Source organism: Aurantimonas sp. A3-2-R12 (assembly GCF_036016755.1).
GTDB classification, from domain to species: domain Bacteria; phylum Pseudomonadota; class Alphaproteobacteria; order Rhizobiales; family Rhizobiaceae; genus Aurantimonas; species Aurantimonas coralicida_A.
Window position 1 is genome coordinate 1 of record NZ_JAYXIH010000052.1, and the last position, 23,290, is coordinate 23,290.

Sequence of the window (23,290 nt, forward strand, 5' to 3'; positions counted from 1 at the left end):
CTCATGGATGCCTCGTAACCGAAAAGGAAATCGGCACGAAACTCCACGCAGACTTACCGCCGCCCACGCTTCTCTTTCTTCTCAATATCAAATTGTCAAAGATCACGGCATGACCGAAGTCACAACGCCGGGAACCGCAAGCGAAAGCCTGCCGTACCCTTGAGAGGGTCGCTGCATTAGCGGCACTCGAAAAGATAGGACGAAGGCGGCACAAAACCGAACCGGTCAGAACATTTTGTTCGTACCGGCTCCTGGCGGCCCGTTCAGGTCACCCCGGCGCCACCGCCGTCGTCGATGACCGGCATATAGGCGATCGCTGATCCGCCTGTCAACGCCGGTCGTCGCAAAAAATTCAAAAAGCCCCCAGCGGCTGCCTGGCGCCAGCGCCGCGTGGCGCGCAAAGACGCTCGGCGCGGTGCTCCTCCGGTTTGGAACGTCATCCGCCGAAAGCGCCGGCGGTTGCCTCGTGCATCGAGGTCTGAACCGCAGCAGCGGATCGAGGCGGTGCCACCAGCGCGGTCAGCAACCGCCCTTGAGCCCACATGGTCGAGACGCTATTGTCGGCAGACAGGGGTTTTCCAAGGCGCGCTCCGCCAACGAAGCGCCTCGGTCGATATTTCGCCACCTTGTACGCGCAAACGCGATGAACAAATGACGACGGGGGACAGACCGCTTGCGATACGACAGGCCGGCTTTTGGGGACGAGCCGCCGCTGGTAGCCGATCGGCGTCGCCGACCGGACCGGCGGCAGGTGTCGGCGCGCTGGCTGGCCGGTACGCTGCTGACCGGCCTCACCTCGACCGCCTTGATGGGCATCGCCCTCTCCGCGGCGCTCGACGGTCACCGCGGCGCCGCGCGGCCCGCCGGCCTCGCGGCGCTGGTCTTCAACAAGACGCTCACCGAGAAAGGTGAGCGCGTCGTTGCGACCGCGATCCCGATCGCCCGCAGCCGCCAGATCATCGAGCTGTCGACCATGAGCAAGGAGGGTGATCGCGAGGTCATCCGCACCCTCCCCTTCGGCTACGTCAACATGCTGCTTGGCGCGCGCTATCAGGCCGGCGCCGACTATCCGAGCTTCGATCCATTGAAAATCTTCGCCGACGCCGCGGAGGGCGGGGCGGGCGTGGACGCGGAGCCTGCCCAGATTTATGGCGCGCGGGTAGAATCGGAGGTGCAACTCAAGGTCCAGTCCTTCGATTATGACGAGGCCGCCTATGAACGCATCGATGCCCTCACCGCCGCGAATGCGGAGCAGCTCGTGCGCTCGGTCGCGCCGAGCCTGTCCTACCGGCCAGTCCAGGTCGCGTCGCTGGCGACCGTCGACCCGATGCGCTTCAATCTGACCAGCGACGCCGCCGACTACGAGCCGGGCTCCGCGTTCCGCGTGGTCGAGGAAAACGTCTCGCTGGCAACCTCCGACACGGACGACACGCTCCCGCGCTTCCACGAGGAAGTCATCCCGTTGCGCGAGACGACGAAGATTGCCGACATTCTCGATGCCAGTGGACGCGCAGATGCCGAGGCTGGCGCCGCGGTGGAGGCGTTGGTTGGACTTCTGAAATCCGACGAACTGAAAGCCGGTGACGCATTGCGGGTCGGTATCGTCACGAGCGACGATCGCGCGCGCGTCGTGCGGCTTTCGGCCTACCGCGGCAGCCGGCATCTTGCCACCGCCGCCGAGACCGAGGATGGCCCCTTCGCGGCGGCGGCGGCGCCGGAAATGGGCGACTCGGTTTCCGAAGCTTTCGATGAAAACGAAAACGAGGTGCCGCTGCGCGCCGATATGCCCACCGTCTATGACGGGATTTATCAGGCGGCTTTGTCCTATGGCCTGAACAGCAGGCTTTGTCGCCAACTGGCGCGTATGCTAGCGGCCGAGGTCGACCTCCAAGCCCGATTGAGCCCGACCGATCGACTGGCCGTGTTCTATTCCCTGGAAGAAGGCGAGGAAAACGCAACCGACAGATCTGAGATCTTGTTCGTCGAGGTCCGCATCGGCGAGATCACGAAGCGCTTCTACCGGTTTCGGCCAAGCGACGCGGACAACGCCGACTATTTCGATGCCGAAGGCCGCAGCGCCCAGCAGTTCCTGCTCCGCAACCCGGTCCCCAACGGCCGCTTCACGTCCGGCTTTTCTCCCAACCGCAAGCATCCCGTCCTGGGATATGTGCGCCCGCATTGGGGGGTCGACTGGGCAGCGCCAAGGGGCACGCCGATTCTCGCGCCCGGCAAAGGGGTGGTGACGAAGGCGGGCTGGTCCAGCGGCTATGGCCGCCAGACCATCATCCGTCATGCCAATGGCTACGAGACCTCCTATTCGCACCAGAACGCCATCGCCAAGGGCGTCAAGGCGGGCGCCAAAGTGCGCCAAGGGCAGGTGATCGGCTATGTGGGCTCGACCGGCCTGTCGACCGGCAACCATCTTCACTATGAATTGTCGGTCAACGACAAGAAGGTCGATCCGATGCGCATCAAGCTGCCTTCGGGCCGCGCGCTGAAGGGCGTCGAACTCGGCACCTTCGAGCGGGAACGCGACCGCATCGATAATTTGTTGCGCGAGCGCGTCGAGTCGCCGCTGGTCGCCAGTCGCTGACCAACTGGGATGGCGTCGCGTCCGCGCGACGCGAGAACCCATCAAAGCCGCTACCGCTGAGCCCTAATCGCCCCGCGCCGATGTGCTGGAGCATTTCCCGAGCAAGTGGACGGGACGCCAGCGATTCGTCAGGCGAAGGGTCGGTAGGGAGCGAAACGGCTTTCCTGCACCATCCGCCAGCGCCGTGAGGTCGACAGCACGGTCTCGTTCGCGTCGCCGCTTCGCCCAAGCAGTCCGACATCTGCGAGAATATGGCCGTCATGCGCGGCCATGGAGCGGTTGAGAAGTTCGGCACTCTTCATGGCCCGGCCGGCGGTCTTGGTCTTGATACCGGTCTTCAATCCGAACATGTCGCACCCCTACGCTTGTCTGCAGATACCATTTTACTGTGCGACAATTCGTTTGATTAGTCCAGCGACAAGTTTTAAACAGATCGGTGAGAAAAACTCGTCAAATCTCTCTAGCAGGATCCGCGTATGCCCCTGATCGAGGTCGATCTCGTCCGAACCTTCGTCGCGATCTGCGAGACCGGCAGCTTCTCAAAAGCCGCGCAGCACGTCGCTCGCACGCCTTCGGCCGTCAGCCTGCAGATGAAAAAGCTTGAGGCGCTTCTGGGCCGCGCGCTTTTCGTGCGGGAGGGTCGCTCGGTCGGCCTCAGCGGCGACGGCGAGGCATTCCTGGGCTATGCGCGCCGCCTGATGCAGCTCAACGAGGAGGCGGTCTCGCGCTTTCGCGCGCCCGCCATGGAGGGTCGGGTGGCGTTCGGCGCGCCGGACGACATCGGCTATATCGCGATTCCGCAGATTCTGAAGCGCTTCGCCTCGACCCATCCGCATGTCGAAGTCGACGTGAAGCTCAAGTCCAGCGACGAACTGCGCCGACTTTGCGATACCGGCGCGCTCGATCTCGCGGTGCTGTGCTGTTCGGATTACGGCAAGCGGGACGTGCGGGTCGTTCACACCGAAAATCTGGTCTGGATCGGACTCAAGCACGGTCAAGCCGTCAGCAAGGACCCATTGCCGCTGGCTCTCGCGACCCGGGGCTGCGCCTGGCGAGCCAGCGCCCTCGCTGCGCTCGACGCGGCTCACATCGGTTACCGGATCGCCTATTCGAGCGAACACTCGCAAGGACAGATCGCCGCGGTTCTCGCCGATCTGGCGATCGCGCCACTTCCCGAAAGCCATGTCTCCGCGTCGCTGCGCCAATTAGGCGAAGCCGACGGACTGCCGCCGCTGCGCCAATATGAGGTGGCGCTGATGAAGCGGAAGGGCTGCGGCAAGATCGCCGACGCGCTCGCCGAGCACGTCACCGAAAGCTTCGCCGACCTTCGTCCCTCCCTGAGCCTCGCCCTCGCCTGAGCGGGGGGGGGGGGCTCGGGCTGCGGGGACATCATGGTCCCTGGCGCCTTTTCATGAGCGGCAGCGACCGGCCATCGTCCCTTGCGATCAGCCGGCGCTTTCGACGCGCGACTGCGCCCGCCAGAGGTCGATATCGCCTTCGCCGGCGTGACGATCGATCTCGGCAAGTTCGGTCTCGGAGAAGTCGAGCCGGTTCAGGGCGTCGAGCGAATCGTCGAGCTGCGCGACGGTGCGCGCACCCACCAGCGCCGAGGTCACCTCCGGACGCCGCAGCACCCAGGCGATCGCCATCTGCGCCAAACTCTGTCCGCGAGCCTCGGCGATCGCGGTGAGAGCGCGAATCCGTTCGATGTTCGCGGCGCTGAGCATCTCGGGTTTGAACGAGCGTTCGCGCGCCGCACGCGAATCGCTCGGAACGCCCTCCAGATATTTTCGGGTCAAAAGCCCCTGGGCCAATGGCGAAAACGCGATGCAGCCGATGCCGAGCTCGCCGAGGGTTGTCAGGAGCCCGTCCTCGACCCACCGGTTGAGCATCGAATAGGACGGCTGGTGGATGATGAAGGGCGTGCCCTGCTCCTTCAGGATCGCGTAGGCCTGCCGCGTCAGCTCCGGCGAATAGGACGAAATGCCGACATAGAGCGCCCGTCCGGACCGCACGATGTGATCCAGGGCGCCCATCGTCTCCTCGAGCGGGGTCTCGGGGTCCGGCCGGTGATGGTAGAAGATATCGAGATAGTCTAGCCCCATGCGCTTCAGGCTCTGGTCGCAGGAGGCAATCAGATATTTGCGCGTGCCGAAATTGCCGTAGGGACCGGGCCACATGTCATAGCCCGCCTTGGACGAGATGATCAGCTCATCCCGGTAGGGCCGGAAATCCATCTCCATCCAGCGACCGAAATTTTCTTCGGCTGAGCCGTAGGGCGGGCCGTAATTGTTCGCCAGGTCGAAATGCGTGACGCCTCGGTCGAACGCCCGCCGCAGGATCGCCCGTCCGGTCTCGAAGACGTCCGTGCCGCCGAAATTCTGCCAAAGACCGAGCGAAATGGCCGGCAGTTTCAGACCGGAGCGCCCGACCCGGCGGTAAGGGATGGCGTCGTAACGATTGGCCTCGGCGAGGTAGGGCATGCAGCGGACCTTTTTTGGCGAACCAGGAATGCCTGCCGGTATAGGCGGTCGTGCCGTCAGGGAAAAGGGCGGCGGGACGCCAGCTCGATCGGCCTCTTAGCCGCGGCGTGTCTACTTGCAGTAAGTCCCGCCATTTCGCCGCGCCGCGATGTCGAGATGGAAATGCGTCGCATGGTCGGCGTCGGTGCCAGGACCGAGCACCGTCTTGAACGGCCCGCACGCGCCCTCGCGGATCGAGCGTTGAAACCGCGCTTCCGGTGAGCCCGGCTCGTGCGCCTCGACACCGATCGTCGTCCCATTCTTGAAGGCGAAAGCGGCGATGTCGACGGCGCTGCCGCGCGCATGTTCGGAGATGCCGTTTTCGGATGCGCGGTTGCGGCAGACATAGGTGGAGGCATGCCGGAATTCGGCGAGTTTTTCGGCCGGAAAACTTGCCTTGGCCGCCGGAACGACGCTGTCCGTCATCCACCGGTCGAGGGCAAGCGCCGATCGACAAAACAGCTGGGTGTCAGACGAAATCGCGACGCCGCTGGAAAGCCGTTCGATATTGACCGGCCGCAGGACGCCGCAGGCGCCGTCGCTGATGCTCTCACCAATGGTGAAAAGAACGCCGCGCTTTTCAAGTTCCGCCTCGCACATCCTGGCGTCTTCGATGGCCGCGGCAGCCAGGACCGCGGCGGCCGGCGTGATCGCCGCCTCGCGGGCGTTCGAAGGATCGGGGGCATTCGAGACCTTGGCGAGGTTCCCCATCTCCGGAGCGACCGGCCTGGCGGTCGCTGGCGCGGCCTTCTCTGGCGCAACCGATGACGCCGTCTGAGGCACCGCTTCTGGCCGTGGCGTGGGCGTGGGAACAACGTCGAGGGGCTCTTCGGATGCCGCGATGCCGGCGGCCGGCGCGCGGCTTTCGGTCTTGCGATTGCGCACCCCACCGCTTTTGCCGTTGATGCCATGCGCATCCGGTCCGGCGGGCTCTTTGCGAAGCTCCCCCTCCGCCGGCTTCAAAAATATTCCGTCCCGCGCCCCTGTCGCCGCGTCCGGTCGCGCCTCAGGCCTCGGCGGTGCATTGTCCGGCGTCTGCGCCATAGCGGGCGCCTGAGCTAGCCAGGCGGCCGCGACGCAGCAGCCGAGGAAGACCGCCGCGCGGCGCGTTGCGCCCCTCACCCGGTGAACTCGACGACCGTTTGCCCCGGTTCGACCAGTTTGGCCAGCGCCTCGGCGTCCCAGTTGGTCAGCCGCACACAGCCATTACTGTTGGTCTTGCCGATTTTCGATGGCTCGGCTGTGCCGTGAATACCGTAACTGGGCTTCGACAAGTCGATCCACATCGAGCCAACCGGGCCGTTCGGCCCCGGCGGAAGGGTGAGCGGTTTGGCATTTTCGCCCTGCTGGAAGTTGATCTTCGGGTTATAATTATAGGTCGGATCAGAGGACAGAGCGTTGACCTTCATGGTGCCCGACGGTGAGGGCGTCGCGGTCGATCCGATCGTCGCCGGATTAGCGAGCACGATCTCGCCGTCGTGGTCGTATGCCACGAGACGGCCGGCCGTCTTGTCGACCACGATCCGGGCCACCTTGGTCGTCGGTGCCTTCCCGGGATCGGCGACGAGAATCGTCGTGCCCGCCTTTGAAAAATCGGCACCCGGATTGAGCGCCCTGAGAAGATTCTCGTCCATGTGAAATTTTTCGGCCAGCATTTCGGCAGCATCATGGTAGCCGAGCCATTCCATCTCGGCGCGCTGTCCGTAATCCTCCGGGATCGCCTCAACGTAGCGCCCTGCAACGTCCTCCGCCGTTATCGCGTAGGTCTGCATGGCCTCGCCTTCGTCGACGGCGAGGACGGTCCAAAGGTCGGCATCAGGTTCACCATCCACCGGCAGACCGCGCATCATTTCGTAGGCTCTGACAGCCTTGCGGGTGTTGTCTCCGAAGAATCCGTCGATGACACCCGGCGAGGCATGCGTACGGCCGAGCAACACTTGAATGCGGATGAGAAACGGATCAGGCGCCACCTGCTGATCGGCGTTTTCAAGGCCGGCTTCGTCGGGAATATCGGTCGAAAAGGACGGTGTCTCGACGACCATGCCGGGCTCGCCGGTCACTTCCACCACCGGTGGAGCTGCGGTGTCGACGCCATCGGCCGCCGCGTCGGCAGCGCCATGATCAGCAGGCGGCACAATGGCGGGCGTCTCGCCGGCCGGCAGCAATTGGGCTTCCGGCAAGGTCGGATCGGACTTCGCGCTCGCCGCAACGGCCTTGGCGTCCGTCTGACGAGACTGCCAATCTATGAATGTCGCGGCCTCGATCGCTTCCTTCGAGAGCGAGATGGGGGCGGCGATAGACGTGGATGTCGAAAGAAACGCCAGTATTCCGCTGGCGGCGGCGATCGAAAGAATTTTCATAAAAGGCCTCGCATCTCGAGTGATCCAAGTCCGTACAACGCAAAAGGGGAGCCCGAAGGCTCCCCAATATCGATAAACTTCCCCGGTATGGCTAATGAACCGTAAATATCGATCCCGCCGTCCGACTATTCCACGAACTCCACCGTGACGCCCGGCTTGACCATCTTGGCAAGCTCGGTGGCATCCCAGTTCGTCAGGCGCACACAGCCATTGCTGTTGGTCTTGCCGATCTTGGAAGGCTCGGGCGTGCCGTGGATGCCATAGGTCGGCTTCGACAAAGCGATCCAGATCGAGCCGACCGGGCCGTTCGGTCCCGGCTGGATCGTCAGCACCTTGTCGTTGTCGCCCTGCTTGAAGTTGATCTTCGGATTGTAGGTGTAGTTCGGGTCGAAGGCGATGCGGTTCACCTGGACGATGCCCGAGGGCGACGGCGTCTGGGTCGAACCGATTGTCGACGGATAAGCCGTGATCAACGTGCCGTCGGCGGCGTAGACGCGGACCTGCTCGCGCCCCTTGTCGGCGATGATCCTGGCAACGTCCTGCTTCACCGGCTCGCCGATCGCGGCGACCTTGATCCGCGTGCCCGGACGGCTGAAGTCGGCGCCAGGATTGATCTCGCGCAGATAGGCCTCGTCCATGTGGAATTTCTCGGCGATCTTCTCGGACGGCCGCTCGAAGCTCATCGCCGGCAACTGTGCCTTTTCCCCGTAATCGGAGGGGATCGACGCTACGAAGGGGCCGCCGACGTCGTCGGCGGTCAACTCGTAGGTAGTGATGGCCGGACCGCCGGTCGCGTCGAGTTCCTCGGCCAACGCCTGGGCGTCGCCGGTGGGAAGGGTGCGACCAAATTTTTCCTGATAGGCGGCCACCGCCTTGTCGACATTGGAGCCCATGCGCCCATCGATCACGCCGGGCGACGTGCCGGCCCTGTCGAGCAAGATCTGCAGGGCCGCGATTTCGGCCTTGGCGTTCTTGCCCTTGGGCGTCGCCACCTTGGGGGCCGGATCGCTCTCCTGGACCGTCTGCCCCTCCGGCTGAACGATCGGCGCGCCCGGCTCCGGCAGCGGCTCGGAAGACGGAATCGTGTCCGGCAGCGCGGCGTCCCTCTGCGGCTCGACGACCGCATCTGCAGGCGCTGATGGGGGCAGTTCCGCTTCGCGGCGCGGCTCGGCGGCCGGTTGGTCGGGCGCGGGCAATGGCGCGGCGATCACCGGGGCATCGAAACCCGGGCCGCTACGGGGCTCTGTATGGTACGGGTCCGCCGAGCGTGGACGAACTGTCGAAGGCTCTATGGGGACCGGCTCGACGATGACGCCCGGAGGAGCGATGTCGACCCGCCCTTCGAGCGTTACTCCCGGCGGCGGCGGTCCGTCGATAATCGCGCCACGGCGGTCCTCGAAGCGCTGACGCCGTTCCCGGAACTGCTGCCGGCGTGGCTGCTCCACGCCGATGATGCGGCCATAAGCATCGACCATGACGCGCCGGCCCATCTCGTCGATGTAGACTTCGGCGACGTTGTCATCATAAATCTCGACGTTCGGATCGTAATATTGCGCCAGCCGCACGCCTTCATCGATCTGCCTCGCGGGATCGACGGTTTGCGCCAAGGCCGCCGTCGCGCCGAATGACAGCACGAGCGCCGGAAGATACAACCGCGCGATTACACTCATCTTCACCTCTCCACCAAAGCCGGTGACCCGGACGCCGCGATCGGCCTGCGAAAACGCTTCCTCGCTGAGGCAAGCGGATTTCGTGGCAGCTTGACGACCGGTCCTGACCGTATTGCCATAGCGAATGGCAGATGAACCGGACATGAAAATGGCGGTTTTGCTTCTTTTTTCGGTCTTAATCGGCTGATCCAGCCTCGCGACAGAGCCAGATGCGCCGGAACGGCACACTGCGGCAAGCCCGCCTTCCGACGACCCGACCGCCTCCGCGCCCGCCGCCGAATGCGGCCCGGTGGAACACGAGGGGTCCGCAACCCGTTGATGGGGCAACCGAAACGGATCGGAGAAGCAGCATGTCATCGACGGAAGGACGGACTATCATGGGCGACGAGGCCACGGGCGGTGTTGGCGTCGACAATATCGAGGCGAGCCGCGTCTCGGGGACCGAAGTCTACAACACCGACGGTCATCATCTGGGTCATATCCATGACCTCGTGCTCGGCAAGCGCGACGGACGGGTGAAATACGCGATCATGTCGTTTGGCGGCTTTCTGGGGATCGGCGAGGAATTTCATCCCCTGCCTTGGCAGGTGCTGAAATATGACGAGCGGCAAGGTGGCTATGTCGTTGGCATCACCCGCGATCAACTCGAGGGCGCGCCGCGTTATGCCGCGGGCGCCACGCCAAGTTGGGGCGACCCGGACTACGGCCGCAGCATCGACGACTATTATGGCCCGGCCTACATCTGACCGGTGGGAATCAGGGCCCAATGAAAAAGGGCGGCCTCGCGGCCGCCCTTTTTCGTTCGTTATCGCACTTGTCAGGCAGCCGCCCGGTCGCCAGCGGCGTTTGCTTTCGAGCCGACCACATGGAAAATCAGGTGATCGGTCCCGCCGGTGATCTTCACCGTGCTCTCGTCGCGAACCTCGCCGAGCAGGATCTTCTCGGCCAGCGGGTCCTGCACCTCGCGCTGGATCACCCGCTTCAGGGGTCGAGCGCCGTAGGCCGGATCGTAGCCCTTCTCCGCCAGCCAGGCCCGTCCGCTCTCGTCGAGCTCGATCTGGATCTTGCGATCGACGAGCAGCTTTTCGAGCCGCGCCATCTGGATGTCGACGATCGCGCCCATCTCCGAGCGGTGCAGCCGGTGGAAGAGGATGGTCTCATCCACCCGGTTGAGGAACTCCGGCCGGAAGGAGGCACGCACAACGGCCATCACCTGTTCCCGTGCGGCTTCCGCGTCCTCGTCGTCCTTGAGCGCGACCAGATATTCCGCCCCGAGGTTGGAGGTCATGATGATCATGGTGTTGCGGAAGTCGACCGTCCGCCCCTGCCCGTCCGTCAGGCGCCCGTCGTCGAGCACCTGCAACAGGACGTTGAAGACGTCCGGGTGGGCCTTTTCGATCTCGTCGAACAGAACGACCTGATAGGGCCGGCGCCGCACGGCCTCGGTGAGCGAACCGCCTTCCTCGTAGCCGACATAGCCCGGAGGCGCGCCGATCATCCGGGCGACCGAATGCTTTTCCATGAACTCCGACATGTCGAGCCGGACCATCGCCGTTTCGTCGTCGAACAGGAAAGAGGCCAGCGCCTTGGTGAGCTCGGTCTTGCCGACACCGGTCGGGCCGAGGAAGATGAACGAGCCAATCGGCCGGTTCACGTCCTGAAGGCCGGCCCGCGCCCGCCGCACCGCCCTGGAGACGGCCTGAACCGCTTCGCCCTGGCCGACGACGCGCTTTTGCAGCGAGTCTTCCATGCGCAGCAGCTTGTCGCGTTCGCCTTCCAGCATCCGATCGACCGGAATACCGGTCCAGCGCGAGATCACCTGGGCGATATGGTCGGCGGTGACGGTTTCCTCGACCATCGAATCGGCATCAGGCACACCGTCGCTCGCCTCGGCCTCCTGCAGTTCCTGCTCGAGCTTGGGGATTTCGCCATAGGCGAGTTCTCCGGCGCGCTGGAATTCACCTTGCCGCTGAGCGATGGCGAGGTCGTTGCGGGCCTCGTCGAGTTGCCGTTTCAGATCCGCGGCAAGGCCCAGCTTGGATTTTTCCGCCTGCCAGGCGCTGGTGATGCGACCGGATTCTTCCTCCAGATTGGCGATCTCGGAATCGAGCCGCTCCAGCCGGTCCCGTGCCGCGTCGTCGGTCTCCTTGCGCAACGCCTCGCGCTCGATCTTCAGCTGCATGACACGCCGATCGATCTCATCGAGCGCTTCGGGCTTGGTATCCACCTGCATGCGCAGCCGCGCCGCGCCTTCATCGACAAGGTCGATCGCCTTGTCCGGCAGGAAGCGGTCGGTGATGTAGCGGTTCGACAATTGCGCCGCCGCCACCAGGGCGGAGTCGGAGATACGCACCTGATGGTGCTGCTCGTATTTCTCCTTGAGGCCGCGCAGGATCGAGATCGTATCCTCGACCGTCGGCTCGGCAATGAACACCGGCTGGAAACGCCGGGCCAGCGCCGCGTCCTTCTCGACGTGCTTGCGATATTCGTCGAGCGTCGTCGCGCCGACGCAGTGCAGCTCACCGCGGGCGAGCGCTGGCTTCAGCAGGTTTGAGGCGTCCATCGCCCCGTCCGCCTTGCCGGCGCCGACCAGCGTGTGCATCTCGTCGATGAACAGGATGATCGAACCGGCCGCGCTGGTGACTTCCGACAGCACCGCCTTCAGCCGTTCCTCGAATTCGCCGCGATATTTCGCGCCGGCGATCAGCGATCCCATGTCGAGCGCCATCAGTTGCTTGTCGCGCAGCGACTCCGGCACGTCGCCATTGACGATCCTGAGCGCCAGGCCTTCGGCGATCGCGGTCTTGCCGACACCCGGCTCGCCGATCAAAACAGGATTGTTCTTGGTGCGCCGGGAGAGGACCTGGATCGTGCGGCGGATTTCCTCGTCCCTGCCGATCACCGGGTCGAGCTTGCCTTCCCGCGCCACGGCGGTGAGATCGCGGGCGTATTTCTTCAAGGCGTCGTAGCCGCTCTCGGCCGAGGCGGAATCCGCCGTGCGTCCCTTGCGTATTTCGTTGATCGCCTCGTTGAGGCCGTTCGGCGTCACGCCGGCCTTCTTCAGGATATCGGCTGTCTTGGCGGATGTCTCGATCGTCAGCGCCAGCAGCAGCCGCTCGACGGAGACGAAGCTGTCGCCGGCCTTTTTGGCGATTTCCTCCGCCGTCGCGAACACCTTGGCCAGCGGCTGGGCCAGATACATCTGCCCGCTGCCGCCCGAGACACGGGGCATCGCATCCAGCGCCGCATCTACGGCGATACGCACGTCCTTTGGCCGGCCACCGGATTTCTCGATCAGGCCGGCCGCCATCCCCTCCTCGTCGTCGACGAGAACCTTGAGGAGATGCTTCGGGGTGAATTGCTGATGGTCGCGCGACACCGCGAGCGTCTGGGCCGCCTGAATAAAGCCGCGCACCCGTTCGGTATATTTTTCCAGATTCATTGGATCGCTTCTCCTTTCGGCGGTCCACCCTCGCCCGAGGCATGAGCCGCACATCCATGGAGAACGGCTCCCGACACCGGCGAGCCGCCCGCAACGGATATGGGATCGGACGGGTCGCCGCGAAAGAGGCGGCTTGCCGGACTGTTGCAAAAATGTTGCGCCATCTTGAACGCAAAAGGACGCCGCGGCAGCCGCGACGTCCTTGATCTTGATCATATGGCTATGGCGATCGGCCGAAAAGCCAGCCGGTTCAGCCGTTCGACGCCAACAGGAAGTCCGGCAGCGTATTACCCTCGCCATCGCGGGTCTCGGCCGACGCCTCTTCGGGCTTCTTCTTGCGCGGCCGGCCGGGCCGACGCTTCACGGGCGCTTCGCCTTCCGTCTCCGGTGCCTTCACCCCGTGATCCGGGTTGACGGCCGCCTCGACCGTGCGGGCTTCGACCGTCGCGGCCTCATCGCCCGGACGGGTTTCGCTCGCAGCGATCGCTTCGTCACCCTCGCGGCTCCGGCGCGGCCTGCCCCGGCGACGCGGCGTCCGTTCCGCCTGTCCGTCGGGTTGCGATTCGCCGGCAGCGACCGCTGCGCCGCTTGGCGCTTCCGACGAACGCTCGTCACGGGTGCGCTCGCCGTCGTTGCGCTGATGGCGGCCGCTGTCGCCTTGTTCGGAGTTCTCGCGTCCGATCACCGGCTGCGGGCCGGTGCCGTCCGCCTGAACCCTGTCCCGGCGGTCGCGGTTCCTGTCGCGATTGCCATCACGGCCCCGATTGCCGTCCCGGTCGCGATTGTGGTCACGATCTCGGTTGCCATCGCGATCGCGGTTGCCGTCACGGTCTCGGTTGTCGCGAGCGTTCTCACGGTCGCGGTTGCCATCGCGATCCCGATCACGGTTGCTATCACGATCGCGAAAACCCTCGCGGCCATCACGATCGCCGTCCTGCTGACGATGATCGTTGCGCTCGCCGCGATCGCTCGAATTATCCTGCGAATCGTCGTCCTCATCGGAATCGTCGCGGGAATCACGTTCGTCACGCTGTTGCGGGAACTGCGCCTGCGCAGCCGCCACGATGCGGTTGTAGTGCTCGGCGTGCTGCAGATAGTTCTCGGCCATCACCCGGTCGCCAGCACCCGAAGCATCGCGCGCGAGCGTCGTGTACTTCTCCGCGACATGCTGGGCGGTACCCCTGATTTTCACATCCGGGCCGTTCGACTCGTAACTGCGCGAGAGCGGATTAGGACCTTTCCGTCCGCGGCTGCGCATACGGTTTTTCTGCTGTCCTGGCCTCATGAACTTCCTGTCTATTGGATGCACCGGTCGCGCCGGTATGGCCTACTGCCTCAGGGTGCGCCATGCGCGCCCGCACGAAATTAGCTCCGCCGGAGCAAAGCCAACATAGAGAGGTTAAAATCGGTTGTGCCTGGCGATACCCTCACGCCGGCTTGACGGACGACCTACCAGTCATCTCGAGCGTCCTGTGGGCTGCCGTCGAGCGGCGCCTAAAGGAACTGCCCCCTCGGATGTTCCGTACTGGCGGCGACCCTAGAGGGTAACGCGCGCCGTAACAAGTGCCTTTTCAACAATTAAGGCGGTCAACACTGGATCGAAGCGCGATCCCCCTCCTGCTCTGACAGCGGTTTCTCCTCCCGGCCGAAACTCAGGACGCGAACCACACCGGAAAAATCGCGTGTGCAAACGTGGAGATGCAACCCTTGTGATGCAAATATCGCCGCCACGTCGTCTTCCTGCCCCAGGCCAATCTCGACGATCACGCGGCCGCCGGGCCGCAAAACCGCGTCGATTCCCGCCGCGATCGCACGATAGGCATCCAGCCCATCCTCGCCACCGTCCAAGGCTGCCAGCGGATCATGCTCGCGCACGTCAACCGCCAGGGACGGAATATCGCCGCTCCGGATATATGGTGGATTCGACAGCACCAGATCAAGGGGGCCGCCGGCCGCCGCAAGATAATCCGACAGGACAGGCTGCATCCTGTCGGCAACGCCCGCCGCTTCGGCATTGCGGCATGCGGTTGCGAGCGCGCCTGGCGAGATATCGATCGCCAGAGCCCGCGACCGCGGAAACAGCGCCAGCAGCGAAACGGCGATGACACCCGACCCCGTGCCGATATCGGCGAAGAGACATTCCCCGCGCCGGTCGATAATCTCGGCCATCGCCTTGCGCGCCTCGTCGACGAGAATTTCCGTGTCCGGTCGCGGCTCCAGGGTGTCGGGAGAGATTTCGAACTCGTGCTCGTAGAAGGCGCGGCGGCCGAGGATGCGATGAACGGGCTCGCCGGCGAGCCGTCTGGCGAGGCGCGATTCGAGGCACGCCACCGCCCCGCTCGACACCGTCAGGGCGGACGCGGAATGAACCTCTCCCAGTGGGAGGCCCGCGCACTCGGCAATGAGCAGGCGCGCGTCGAACTCCGGCGTTGCCGACTGGGCCGCGCGCAGGCGCTCGATAGCGTGGAGCAGCAACGGGCCCAGCCTGTCGGCCGCCTCAGTCATCCACGCCGACGGCGGCAAGCTGGTGGGCCTGATGGTCGGCGACCAGGGCTCCGACCAGTTCGTCCATCTCGCCCTCGATCACGCGATCGAGTTTGTAAAGGGTCAGATTGATACGGTGGTCGGTCACGCGGCCTTGCGGAAAATTGTAGGTGCGGATGCGCTCGGAGCGATCGCCGCTGCCGACCTGTCCCCTGCGCGCGGCGGAGCGTTCGTCGTCAGCCTTCTGGCGTTCGAGATCGAAAAGGCGCGCCTTCAGCACCTGCATCGCCCGCGCGCGGTTCTGATGCTGCGATTTTTCCGACGATGTCACCACGATGCCGGTCGGCAGATGGGTGATGCGAACGGCCGAATCGGTGGTGTTGACGTGCTGGCCGCCGGCGCCCGAGGCGCGCATCGTGTCGATGCGAATATCCTCGGCGCGCACGTCGACGTCGATGTCTTCCGCCTCTGGCAGGACCGCCACGGTCGCGGCCGAGGTATGGATTCGGCCGCCCGATTCGGTCGCGGGAACGCGCTGCACCCGATGCACGCCTGATTCGAACTTCAGCCGTGAGAATACGCCGGGCCCTTGGATCGAGGCGATCACCTCTCGGTAGCCGCCGACCTCGCCCTCGCTCGCCGACAGGAGCTCGACCTTCCAGCGGTTCAACTCGGCATAGCGCTGATACATGCGAAACAGGTCGCCGGCGAAGAGCCCCGCTTCGGACCCGCCTGTGCCGGCGCGGATTTCCAGGATGGCCCCTTTTTCGTCGGCGGCGTCCTTAGGCAGCAGCAGGATACGAATCTCGTCCGTGAGCTGGTCGAGACGCTGCTTCAATTCGTCGATCTCGACCTCGGCGAGGTCGCGCATCTCGCGATCGGCGGTCGGGTCGTCCAGCAGCGAGCGGGAATCGGCGAGTTCCCGTTCCACCTTGCGATAGGAGCGGATCGCCGCGACCACCGCCTCCAAGCCGGAATATTCCGCGGCGAGCTTGGAATAGACGTCGTGCGCCGGCCCCTTGGCCATCTCGTTCTCGAGATGACCAAAGCGGGCCAGGATCTCATCAAGGGTCGAATTCGGCAGCGTCGCCATAATGTCCTGAAGCTGATGTCAAGGTGAATGGAGCGCGGCCCATGCCGCGGCGAAGAGGCGGGGCGTGCCACCGATCACTGCGGTCCGCTAATACGGGATTCCATTGGCTTCCGCGAAATCGACGAGAAGCTGTCGCGGACTGGCCGCCAGTTGGCTGCCGTTGAGTTGCTGCGCCAGCGCCTCGGAAAGCTTTTCCGCCTCCAGTTCGACAATCATCGCCTTCACCGGACCGATCGAGGGCGGTGCCATGGATATGGAGCGGAAGCCGAGTCCAATCAACGCCATCGCCGAGAGCGGCTGACCGGCCATCTCGCCGCACAGCGTCACCGGGACATCGTGACGCTGCCCGGCATCGACGATCGACTTCAACGCCCGCAGGAACGGCGCCGACAAATCGTCGAAGCGCGTGGCGACACGCGCATTGCCGCGATCGACGGCATTGAAGAACTGGAACAGGTCGTTCGAGCCAATGGACACGAAATCGAGCACTTCCATCAGCTCGTCGAGCTGGAACAAAAGCCCCGGCACCTCGATCATCGCGCCCACCTTCAGCCGCTTCGGCATGACATGGCCGAAGCGCGTCAGATGCTTGAACTCGCGGCTGATCATCTCGCGCGCTTGCCTGAGCTCCGACACCTCCGTCACCATCGGAAACATGACGCGCAGTTCGCGCCCGGCGGCCGCCTTGAGCAACGCCCGCAGCTGGGTGCGCATCAAGCCGGGACGGTCGAGGGCAAGCCGCAGCGCCCGGTAGCCCAGCGCCGGATTTTCCTCCGGCGACTGGCTGAGATAAGGCAACACCTTGTCGCCGCCGACATCCAGCGTGCGAAACGTCACCGGCCGGCCGTTGGCCGCATCCATGACCGCCGAATAGAGCCGCTCCTGATCGCGCGCACGCGGCATCGTCGAAGCGACCATGAACTGGAGTTCGGTGCGGAAAAGGCCGATGCCTTCCGCGCCTGCAGCGTCGAGCTGGGGCAGGTCGACGAGAAGGCCCGCGTTCATTTGCAAGCTGATCGGCACGCCGTCCTTGGTCTCGGTCGGCACATCGCGCAGCGAATGATAGCGCTCCTGGCGCTTCGCCCGGAACTTCACCTTGTCGGAATACAGCGCCTCGAGTTCCGGAGGTGGACGCAGATGAACGCTGCCGTCCTCGCCGTCGACGATGATCGAATCGCGGTTCTCTGACATCGAGACCGCGCCCTTGACCTGGCCCACGACGGGAATTCCCAGCGCTCGCGCGACGATGACGACGTGGCTGGTCGCAGCGCCCTCCTCCAGCACCAGCCCGCGAATGTCGTCCCGGCGATAGTCGAGCAACTCCGCCGCGCCCATCGAACGCGCGACGATGATGGCGTCGGCATTCTCCGCCCCGGCGTGGTCGTCGCGGCCGATCAGCTGGCGCAGCAACCGGTTGGCAAGATCGTCAAAATCATGCAACCGCTCGCGAATATACGGATCGGTCATGTGCATCATACGGGCGCGCATGTCCGACTGCACCTTCTCGACCGCGGCTTCCGCGGTCAGTCCGTTGCGAACCGCTTCCTGGAGCCTGCGCACCCAGCCCCGATCATGGGCGAACATGCGGTAGGCCTCGAGAACGGCGCGATGCTCGCCTTCGCCAGCCACGTCCCGGCGCGACAGCATGTTCTCGATCGACACCCTGAGGATGCAGAGCGCCTTGTCGAGGCGTTCGACCTCCGCTTCCGTGTCCTCATTGAACAGGTTGGTGACGACGACCCGCGGCTCGTGCAGAACCACCTTGCCCAGGCCGATGCCATCCGACAGGGCAGCACCATCGAAGCTGACCGGCCGCGACAGGTCGAGCGCGACACCGGGGCGTTGCAAGCCCTCCAGACTGCCGGCGGCGATCATCTCGGCAACGACCATCGCCACCGTCTCCAGCGCCTCGGATTCCTCGTCGCGATAGATTCGCGCGGATTTGTTCTGGACGACGAGCACGCCGAGGGTCCGGCCAGCGCGCAGGATCGGCACGCCCAGGAAGGAGTGGTAAACCTCCTCGCCGGTCTCTGGCAGATAGGTGAAGGCCGGGTGCTTTTGCGCCTCGGACAGGTTCAGCGGCCGCGCCGTCGCCGCGATCGTGCCGACGAGGCCCTCGCCAAGCTTGAGCTGGGCGAGGTGGACTGCCGCCGGATTGAGACCTTCGGTGGCATAGAGTTCCAACACCGCGTCGGCGCGCAGCACGTAGAGCGAGCAGACCTCGGCCACCATGTTCTGGGCGATGGAGCGGACGATCTGGTCGAGGCGCACCTGCGCGTCGAGAGGCTCGGCCATGAGCTCCCGGATGCGGCGCATGAGAACGCGCGGGCCTGACATGTCGCTTCTCAACAACGCGGTCTTCCGTTTCAGGGGCCGACAAAGCGTCGCAACCGATCCAGTCCGGCTACGCCACGGCCTGTCCCTACAAGATCACATACTCAGGTTCGCCGAGAACCCCATTGGGGAAATGAGCCGTGACCGCCAAGAAAAGTGCCTTGGCGTCCTCGATGGCACGATTCGGCGCGCCGCCCCAACACATTACCCCTTATCGAGGCCATAGACCGAATGCAGAGCGCGAACTGCAAGCTCGGTGTAATCGCCATCGATCAGGATCGATATCTTGATTTCGGATGTGGTGATGGCGCGAATGTTGACGCCGCGCTCGGCCAGCGCCTTGAAGGCAGTGGCGGCAACACCCGTATGGCTGCGCATGCCGACCCCGATGACCGAGACCTTGGTCAGCCCCTGTTCGCTCTGGATCGCGTCGTAGCGCATTTCCGCCTTGGCCTTGTCGAGCACGGCAGTGGCCTTGCCCAGATCGCCGGCCGGGACCGTGAAGGTCATGTCCGTCGAGGCGCCCGATTCGGAGATGTTCTGGACGATCATGTCCACATTCACGCCGGCCTCGGCGAGCGGCCCGAAGATCGCCGCCGCAACACCCGGCTGGTCGGCCACCCGCCGCAGCGAGATCTGTGCTTCGTCCCTGGCGTAGGCGATCCCTGTGACGACCTGCTGTTCCACGATTTCATCCTCGTCGCAAATGAGCGTTCCCGGCGGGTTGTCGAAATCGCCCATGCCGGGCGCGTCCGGGTCGTCGAAAGAAGACCGCACGAAGGTGCGCACCTTGTGCACCATAGCGAGTTCGACGGATCGCACCTGTAGCACCTTGGCGCCGAGCGAGGCCATTTCCAGCATTTCCTCGAAGGAGATGCGGGCCATGCGCCGCGCCTTGGGCTCGATCCGCGGATCGGTGGTGTAGACCCCGTCGACATCGGTATAGATATCGCAGCGATCGGCGCCCAGCGCCGCGGCCACGGCCACGGCGGATGTATCGGAGCCGCCGCGGCCGAGCGTGGCGATGCGGTTGTCGGGCGCAATTCCCTGAAAACCGGCGATCACCGCAACCTGTTTATCCTCGAACCGCCGGATGATGTCGGACGCGTCGATCTCCTGGATACGGGCCGCGCCGTGGGCGCCGTCGGTCTTGATGGCGATCTGCCAGCCTTGCCAGGAGCGCGCGTTGACCCCCATCCCCTGAAGCGTGATCGCCAGGATGCCGGCCGTCACCTGCTCGCCCGACGCAACGACGGCGTCGTATTCGCGCGCGTCGTGGATCGGCGAGGCCTCGCGGCACCAGCCGACGAGCTCATTGGTCCGGCCGGCCATGGCGGAGACGACGACGGCGACGTCGTGGCCCGCGTCGACCTCACGTTTGACATGCCGCGCGACGTTGCGGATGCGGTCGATGTCGGCGACGGAGGTTCCGCCAAATTTGAGGACGAGACGGGCCATGAAAACGGGTTCGTTGTCTTGGGGGACCGAGCCCCAGGGGTCCGATCGGTGACGGGTGCGGCGAACGCTTGTCACGGCGCGTTCTTGAAATGCCCAGTAAGGGTTAAGCGGGCGTTCCCTAGCCGATGCGGCCCGCAACTGCAATCGGGGGACGTCGGTTGGAACCTTGCCGGCGGCTCGCTAGCGCTCTGCCGCCAAAAGGATCGGGGGTCAGCTCTGGTTCGACCGCGCCTCATCCCCGGCTTCCTCGCGCGTGGCCCGAGACGACGCGCTTTGGTCCCGCATCGAAGGCGAGAGCCACATAGCGGGCGTTGCGGTAATGAACTCGCAGCCGCCAGCGCCGACGCAGGAAGCGGCAGGCCATCCTGGTGGCGCGCGCCGGCAAGGTGGCCGCGTCGTCGAACGGAACGATGTGATGGAGGAGGACGATCCGGCCGCCCGGTGCGATCGCCTGTTCGAGCGCCAGCAGACAATGCCGCAGTGCCTCCGGCGACAAGTAGTAGAGCACTTCCGAGACGACGATCAGATCGAATGGCCCTCTGGGCATTGCCTCCGGCAGCACGGCCTGCACGAATTTCACCCGATCTCGCCCTCGATTGCGGCGCCGGGCAATGTCCAGGGCGGTCGCCGAGCCGTCCGTCGCGGTCAGGCGCAGGCACCGGTCAGCCAATGCCGCCGTGGTTTCGCCATTGGCACAGCCGAGTTCCAGCCCTCTGCCGTAGCTATGCGAGCCGCAAGCCCGCAGCAGCACGCCGCGCTTGTAGTGCTCGAACGGTGCCGCAGCATAGCGCCAGGGGTCCGGATCGGCGGCGAACAGCGCCTCGAATCCCGCGACGTCGATCACCTTTCGCATGGCTGCCAGTAGATCTCTTCGGGTCCGGTCAGACGCGCGATGGTCGCAGGGTTCAGCCGGAAGCCGTCTGGGTCGTCGGCGATCAACTCGCTCGTCTGCGAGACATGCGCGGCCACGGCCACTCGCTTGGCCGCCTGATGCGAAGTGATGTCGAGGCGCCATTCGACCATCTCGCCCGCCCGGGGCCGAGCGTCCGCCGCGCCCAGTTCGTCGAGCCAGATCGCGTATTCGAGCTGCAAGGGCTGCTGGGCCGCCGTCGTCAGGGCCGCGGTCACCAGCCCCCAGCTGTCGCGATGGTCCCGGTGCGGGTCGCGCCGCCAAGGCAGAAGGACGAGGTCAGGACGAAAATCTTTGACGATCTGCACAACCTTGCTCTTGGCTTCGCGCCAAAGCGCAGTGTCCTCGGCCGGCATATCGGCGTCCCGCAAACGCAGAAAGCTGCGCGGATGGTCGCCGGCGCCGAGGCATTCCAAGGCATTCGACGCTTCGACTTCGCGCTGGGCCGCCAACCGCTCCCGGGACCATGTTGCGGAGCCGGGATGCGACGCGCCGCCGTCGGTGACGAAGATCGTGTGGGTCTGCCGCCCGAGCGCCGCAGAGCGGGCGATCGCTCCGCCGCAGCCGAGCGATTCGTCGTCGGGATGCGGCGCGACGACAAGGATTCGCGCGGCTGCGAACGCCTGGGGAACACCCGTGTTGGTCATGTCCGCGGCACCGCGCCGGGATGCCAGTCGCCCGTCGCCATCGCTTCGCCTAAGGATCGGAGCGCGCCATCCGGGTTCGGCTGACGCAGATAGGTCCGAAGATCGCGGACCAGTCGTTCCAATGGATGCGGCGCATTGAACCCCGCGGCTCCGACGGCTCGTTCCGCCGTTTCCAGAACCTGCAACGCGTTCGCCTCGACCGCGGATCGCGTCGCGTTGGCATAGGCCAGAAGCGCCTGCGCCGGGGCCTCATCGTCGGCCCGCCCGCTCTCGGCGGCGTCCCAGGCGCCGACGGCCCGGTCGATCCAGCCATAGCCCGACTCGACGGCGATCCCCATGCGCGCCAGGCGATGCAGCTGGTGGGGGTCACCGGCTCGCCCGGTGCTGGTCAGATGGGCCAGCGCGGCATCAAGCACTGCATGCATGCCGCCGACATGCACGGCGGCGAAGCGGATGGCGCCACCGCTGAACCACGGCTCCCGGACATAGTCGTCCGGCTGCCCGAGGACATGATCGGCGTCGGCGGACACCCCGGTCAGGTCGATGATGTGACTGCCCGAAGCGCGCATGCCGAGCGGGCGCCACCAAGAGCGGTCGATCGACGCGGCGTCGAGCGGAGCCAACATCATCTGACGTCCTCCCGCCGTCGGCATCGTCACGATCGCCTGCGACAAGCCGTCGACGCCGGAAGCGTAGTTCTTCTTGCCGGCATAGTGTCCCTCTTCGAGCCGCAGCGGGTCGGTGGGAGCGTCGGTGTTCCAGACGCCGAACAATTCCCCCCTCTCCGCCTTGGCGCGATACGCTGCGGCCTGTTCCGGCGTCCCGTAGCGATAGACCAGCAGCAACGCGTTGGCATGCCCCTCGAAAATCCGGCCGGTGCTGAGATCGCCGCGGCCAATCGCGGCCAGAAGCCGCAGCAGCTTCGCCGTTTCGCCAGAGCCGACCGGCGGTTGCGTGGAGTAGCCGCGCGATTCCAGCACCGCGAACGCCTCATGGGGAAACTCGCCGTCCCGGTCTCGCGCCGCGGCAAGGGCGGCGAGACGATCAGAAAGTTCCTCCAGTTGCGCCGCCTCGTACAGATCATGCCGCACGGGACGCGCCCCCGAAACGTCGGATCAGCCCGTCCAGTTCGTCGATTGCCGCCCTGACCGGAACGGTCGCGATCGCGTCGGGCGCCTCGGGTGCGAAGCGTTCCACCAGTTCCTGCGGCGATAGCAGCTGCCCGAACGAATCGTGGAGGTCGGCCGGCAGAATGGAAAGACGCATGGCGGCCGTGGCGAGCGACGCCGCATCGCAATCACCGAGCGTCCGCAACAGTCGGCGGCGCCGCGCGCGTTCCAGTATCGCCGTTGGAGCCTCCACCAGATGCGGATCGCCGGCTTGTGTCGCCTTGACCCATTGCTTCAGACAGTCCGCCATTCCGCCAGCGGCGCGACCGGACAAACGCGCCGAGACCTCGACGATGACTTCCGGCGCGTGCCGCACCTTGAAGCCGCTTGAACGGACATTCGTCACGAAGGCAAGGTCCTCCCGGCGAGGCAATGCCGGCAGCCCACCGACCCGATCATACACGTCGGCCTTCACCGCAAGGCTTGCGCCGGTATGGTCGTGATGGCGCGGCCACGGATCATGCGGCAGCGGGTCGACGATCGCGGTCAGTTGGTCGCTTAGGCTCAGGACCTATTAATTTCTCTTGATCTGTGATTCACGGTCTCCATTGAAGGAGGCTTTGATGGGTGATTTGTTTTTGTTGAGCAAGCGCCAGATGGCGCGGATA

General features: G+C 65.0%; 18 protein-coding genes. 3 read left to right on the forward strand and 15 right to left on the reverse strand.

Going from position 1 to position 23,290, the window contains the following annotated elements:
* Window positions 1-751: 751 nt before the first annotated feature.
* Window positions 752-2,593 (forward strand): M23 family metallopeptidase, encoded by a 1,842-nt coding sequence (locus VSX60_RS19460; RefSeq protein WP_327625923.1) that lies wholly within the window; start codon window positions 752-754, stop codon window positions 2,591-2,593.
* Between the two features lie 128 nt (window positions 2,594-2,721).
* Here the strand turns inward: VSX60_RS19460 and VSX60_RS19465 are convergent, their stop codons facing one another.
* Window positions 2,722-2,943, reverse strand: a complete 222-nt coding sequence (locus tag VSX60_RS19465) for a hypothetical protein (protein WP_327625924.1) — start codon at window positions 2,941-2,943, stop codon at window positions 2,722-2,724.
* Between the two features lie 126 nt (window positions 2,944-3,069).
* Between VSX60_RS19465 and VSX60_RS19470 the strand changes: the two genes are divergently transcribed.
* The gene (locus VSX60_RS19470) at window positions 3,070-3,951 is read left to right on the forward strand and encodes a LysR substrate-binding domain-containing protein (protein WP_327625925.1); all 882 of its coding nucleotides are present in this window, start codon (window positions 3,070-3,072) and stop codon (window positions 3,949-3,951) included.
* A gap of 87 nt (window positions 3,952-4,038) precedes the next feature.
* Here the strand turns inward: VSX60_RS19470 and mgrA are convergent, their stop codons facing one another.
* The 4 genes from mgrA to VSX60_RS19490 all read right to left on the reverse strand — a co-directional run bounded on the left by mgrA (window position 4,039) and on the right by VSX60_RS19490 (window position 9,145).
* Window positions 4,039-5,076, reverse strand: coding sequence for an L-glyceraldehyde 3-phosphate reductase (gene mgrA, locus VSX60_RS19475; RefSeq protein WP_327625926.1), 1,038 nt, complete (start codon window positions 5,074-5,076; stop codon window positions 4,039-4,041).
* A 111-nt stretch (window positions 5,077-5,187) separates the two neighbouring features.
* Window positions 5,188-6,159 (reverse strand): extensin-like domain-containing protein, encoded by a 972-nt coding sequence (locus VSX60_RS19480; RefSeq protein ID WP_327625927.1) that lies wholly within the window; start codon window positions 6,157-6,159, stop codon window positions 5,188-5,190.
* Window positions 6,160-6,233: 74 nt separating this feature from the next.
* Window positions 6,234-7,475 (reverse strand): L,D-transpeptidase family protein, encoded by a 1,242-nt coding sequence (locus tag VSX60_RS19485; protein ID WP_327625928.1) that lies wholly within the window; start codon window positions 7,473-7,475, stop codon window positions 6,234-6,236.
* A 125-nt stretch (window positions 7,476-7,600) separates the two neighbouring features.
* Window positions 7,601-9,145, reverse strand: a complete 1,545-nt coding sequence (locus VSX60_RS19490; protein ID WP_327625929.1) for a L,D-transpeptidase family protein — start codon at window positions 9,143-9,145, stop codon at window positions 7,601-7,603.
* Between the two features lie 350 nt (window positions 9,146-9,495).
* Here VSX60_RS19490 and VSX60_RS19495 point away from each other — a divergent pair, with 350 nt between their 5' ends.
* Complete coding sequence (locus VSX60_RS19495; RefSeq protein WP_327625930.1) at window positions 9,496-9,891, forward strand: PRC-barrel domain-containing protein; 396 nt, start codon at window positions 9,496-9,498, stop codon at window positions 9,889-9,891.
* A 71-nt stretch (window positions 9,892-9,962) separates the two neighbouring features.
* On the opposite strand, the gene clpB is transcribed toward VSX60_RS19495, so the two are convergent.
* The 10 genes from clpB to VSX60_RS19545 form a co-directional block, all read right to left on the reverse strand.
* Entirely contained in the window at window positions 9,963-12,587 is a 2,625-nt protein-coding gene (clpB, locus tag VSX60_RS19500; protein WP_327625931.1) for an ATP-dependent chaperone ClpB, read from the reverse strand.
* Between the two features lie 250 nt (window positions 12,588-12,837).
* Window positions 12,838-13,872: a DUF4167 domain-containing protein gene (locus tag VSX60_RS19505; protein WP_327625932.1), complete on the reverse strand. Its 1,035-nt coding sequence runs from the start codon at window positions 13,870-13,872 to the stop codon at window positions 12,838-12,840.
* 302 nt (window positions 13,873-14,174) lie between these two features.
* Window positions 14,175-15,092 carry a peptide chain release factor N(5)-glutamine methyltransferase gene (gene prmC / locus VSX60_RS19510; protein WP_327625933.1) on the reverse strand — a complete coding sequence of 306 codons (918 nt, stop codon included), beginning with the start codon at window positions 15,090-15,092 and terminating at the stop codon, window positions 14,175-14,177.
* Complete coding sequence (gene prfA, locus VSX60_RS19515; RefSeq protein ID WP_327625934.1) at window positions 15,085-16,164, reverse strand: peptide chain release factor 1; 1,080 nt, start codon at window positions 16,162-16,164, stop codon at window positions 15,085-15,087. Before prfA ends, prmC begins: the two co-directional genes overlap by 8 nt.
* Before the next feature lie 87 nt (window positions 16,165-16,251).
* A complete protein-coding gene (gene ptsP / locus VSX60_RS19520; RefSeq protein WP_442873128.1) occupies window positions 16,252-18,501 on the reverse strand; it encodes a phosphoenolpyruvate--protein phosphotransferase in 2,250 nt (749 codons plus the stop codon).
* 201 nt (window positions 18,502-18,702) lie between these two features.
* Entirely contained in the window at window positions 18,703-19,956 is a 1,254-nt protein-coding gene (locus VSX60_RS19525; RefSeq protein WP_327625935.1) for an aspartate kinase, read from the reverse strand.
* Between the two features lie 232 nt (window positions 19,957-20,188).
* Window positions 20,189-20,809 (reverse strand): class I SAM-dependent methyltransferase, encoded by a 621-nt coding sequence (locus VSX60_RS19530; RefSeq protein ID WP_327625936.1) that lies wholly within the window; start codon window positions 20,807-20,809, stop codon window positions 20,189-20,191.
* Window positions 20,797-21,513, reverse strand: a complete 717-nt coding sequence (locus tag VSX60_RS19535; RefSeq protein WP_327625937.1) for a PIG-L deacetylase family protein — start codon at window positions 21,511-21,513, stop codon at window positions 20,797-20,799. The genes VSX60_RS19530 and VSX60_RS19535 overlap by 13 nt, the downstream gene beginning before the upstream one ends.
* Window positions 21,510-22,604 (reverse strand): acyl-CoA dehydrogenase family protein, encoded by a 1,095-nt coding sequence (locus VSX60_RS19540; RefSeq protein WP_327625938.1) that lies wholly within the window; start codon window positions 22,602-22,604, stop codon window positions 21,510-21,512. Before VSX60_RS19540 ends, VSX60_RS19535 begins: the two co-directional genes overlap by 4 nt.
* Window positions 22,594-23,085: a hypothetical protein gene (locus tag VSX60_RS19545; protein ID WP_327625939.1), complete on the reverse strand. Its 492-nt coding sequence runs from the start codon at window positions 23,083-23,085 to the stop codon at window positions 22,594-22,596. The genes VSX60_RS19540 and VSX60_RS19545 overlap by 11 nt, the downstream gene beginning before the upstream one ends.
* Window positions 23,086-23,290 lie beyond the last annotated feature (205 nt).

Bases quoted from the DNA above. Each gene is read 5' to 3' on its own strand.
- VSX60_RS19465 (WP_327625924.1), bottom strand. From the start codon at position 2,943: ATGTTCGGATTGAAGACCGGTATCAAGACCAAGACCGCCGGCCGGGCC.
- VSX60_RS19470 (WP_327625925.1), top strand. From the start codon at position 3,070: ATGCCCCTGATCGAGGTCGATCTCGTCCGAACCTTCGTCGCGATCTGC.
- mgrA (WP_327625926.1), bottom strand. From the start codon at position 5,076: ATGCCCTACCTCGCCGAGGCCAATCGTTACGACGCCATCCCTTACCGC.
- VSX60_RS19480 (WP_327625927.1), bottom strand. From the start codon at position 6,159: ATGGCGCAGACGCCGGACAATGCACCGCCGAGGCCTGAGGCGCGACCG.
- VSX60_RS19485 (WP_327625928.1), bottom strand. From the start codon at position 7,475: ATGAAAATTCTTTCGATCGCCGCCGCCAGCGGAATACTGGCGTTTCTT.
- VSX60_RS19490 (WP_327625929.1), bottom strand. From the start codon at position 9,145: ATGAGTGTAATCGCGCGGTTGTATCTTCCGGCGCTCGTGCTGTCATTC.
- VSX60_RS19495 (WP_327625930.1), top strand. From the start codon at position 9,496: ATGTCATCGACGGAAGGACGGACTATCATGGGCGACGAGGCCACGGGC.
- clpB (WP_327625931.1), bottom strand. From the start codon at position 12,587: ATGAATCTGGAAAAATATACCGAACGGGTGCGCGGCTTTATTCAGGCG.
- VSX60_RS19505 (WP_327625932.1), bottom strand. From the start codon at position 13,872: ATGAGGCCAGGACAGCAGAAAAACCGTATGCGCAGCCGCGGACGGAAA.
- prmC (WP_327625933.1), bottom strand. From the start codon at position 15,092: ATGACTGAGGCGGCCGACAGGCTGGGCCCGTTGCTGCTCCACGCTATC.
- prfA (WP_327625934.1), bottom strand. From the start codon at position 16,164: ATGGCGACGCTGCCGAATTCGACCCTTGATGAGATCCTGGCCCGCTTT.
- ptsP (WP_442873128.1), bottom strand. From the start codon at position 18,501: ATGTCAGGCCCGCGCGTTCTCATGCGCCGCATCCGGGAGCTCATGGCC.
- VSX60_RS19525 (WP_327625935.1), bottom strand. From the start codon at position 19,956: ATGGCCCGTCTCGTCCTCAAATTTGGCGGAACCTCCGTCGCCGACATC.
- VSX60_RS19530 (WP_327625936.1), bottom strand. From the start codon at position 20,809: ATGCGAAAGGTGATCGACGTCGCGGGATTCGAGGCGCTGTTCGCCGCC.
- VSX60_RS19535 (WP_327625937.1), bottom strand. From the start codon at position 21,513: ATGACCAACACGGGTGTTCCCCAGGCGTTCGCAGCCGCGCGAATCCTT.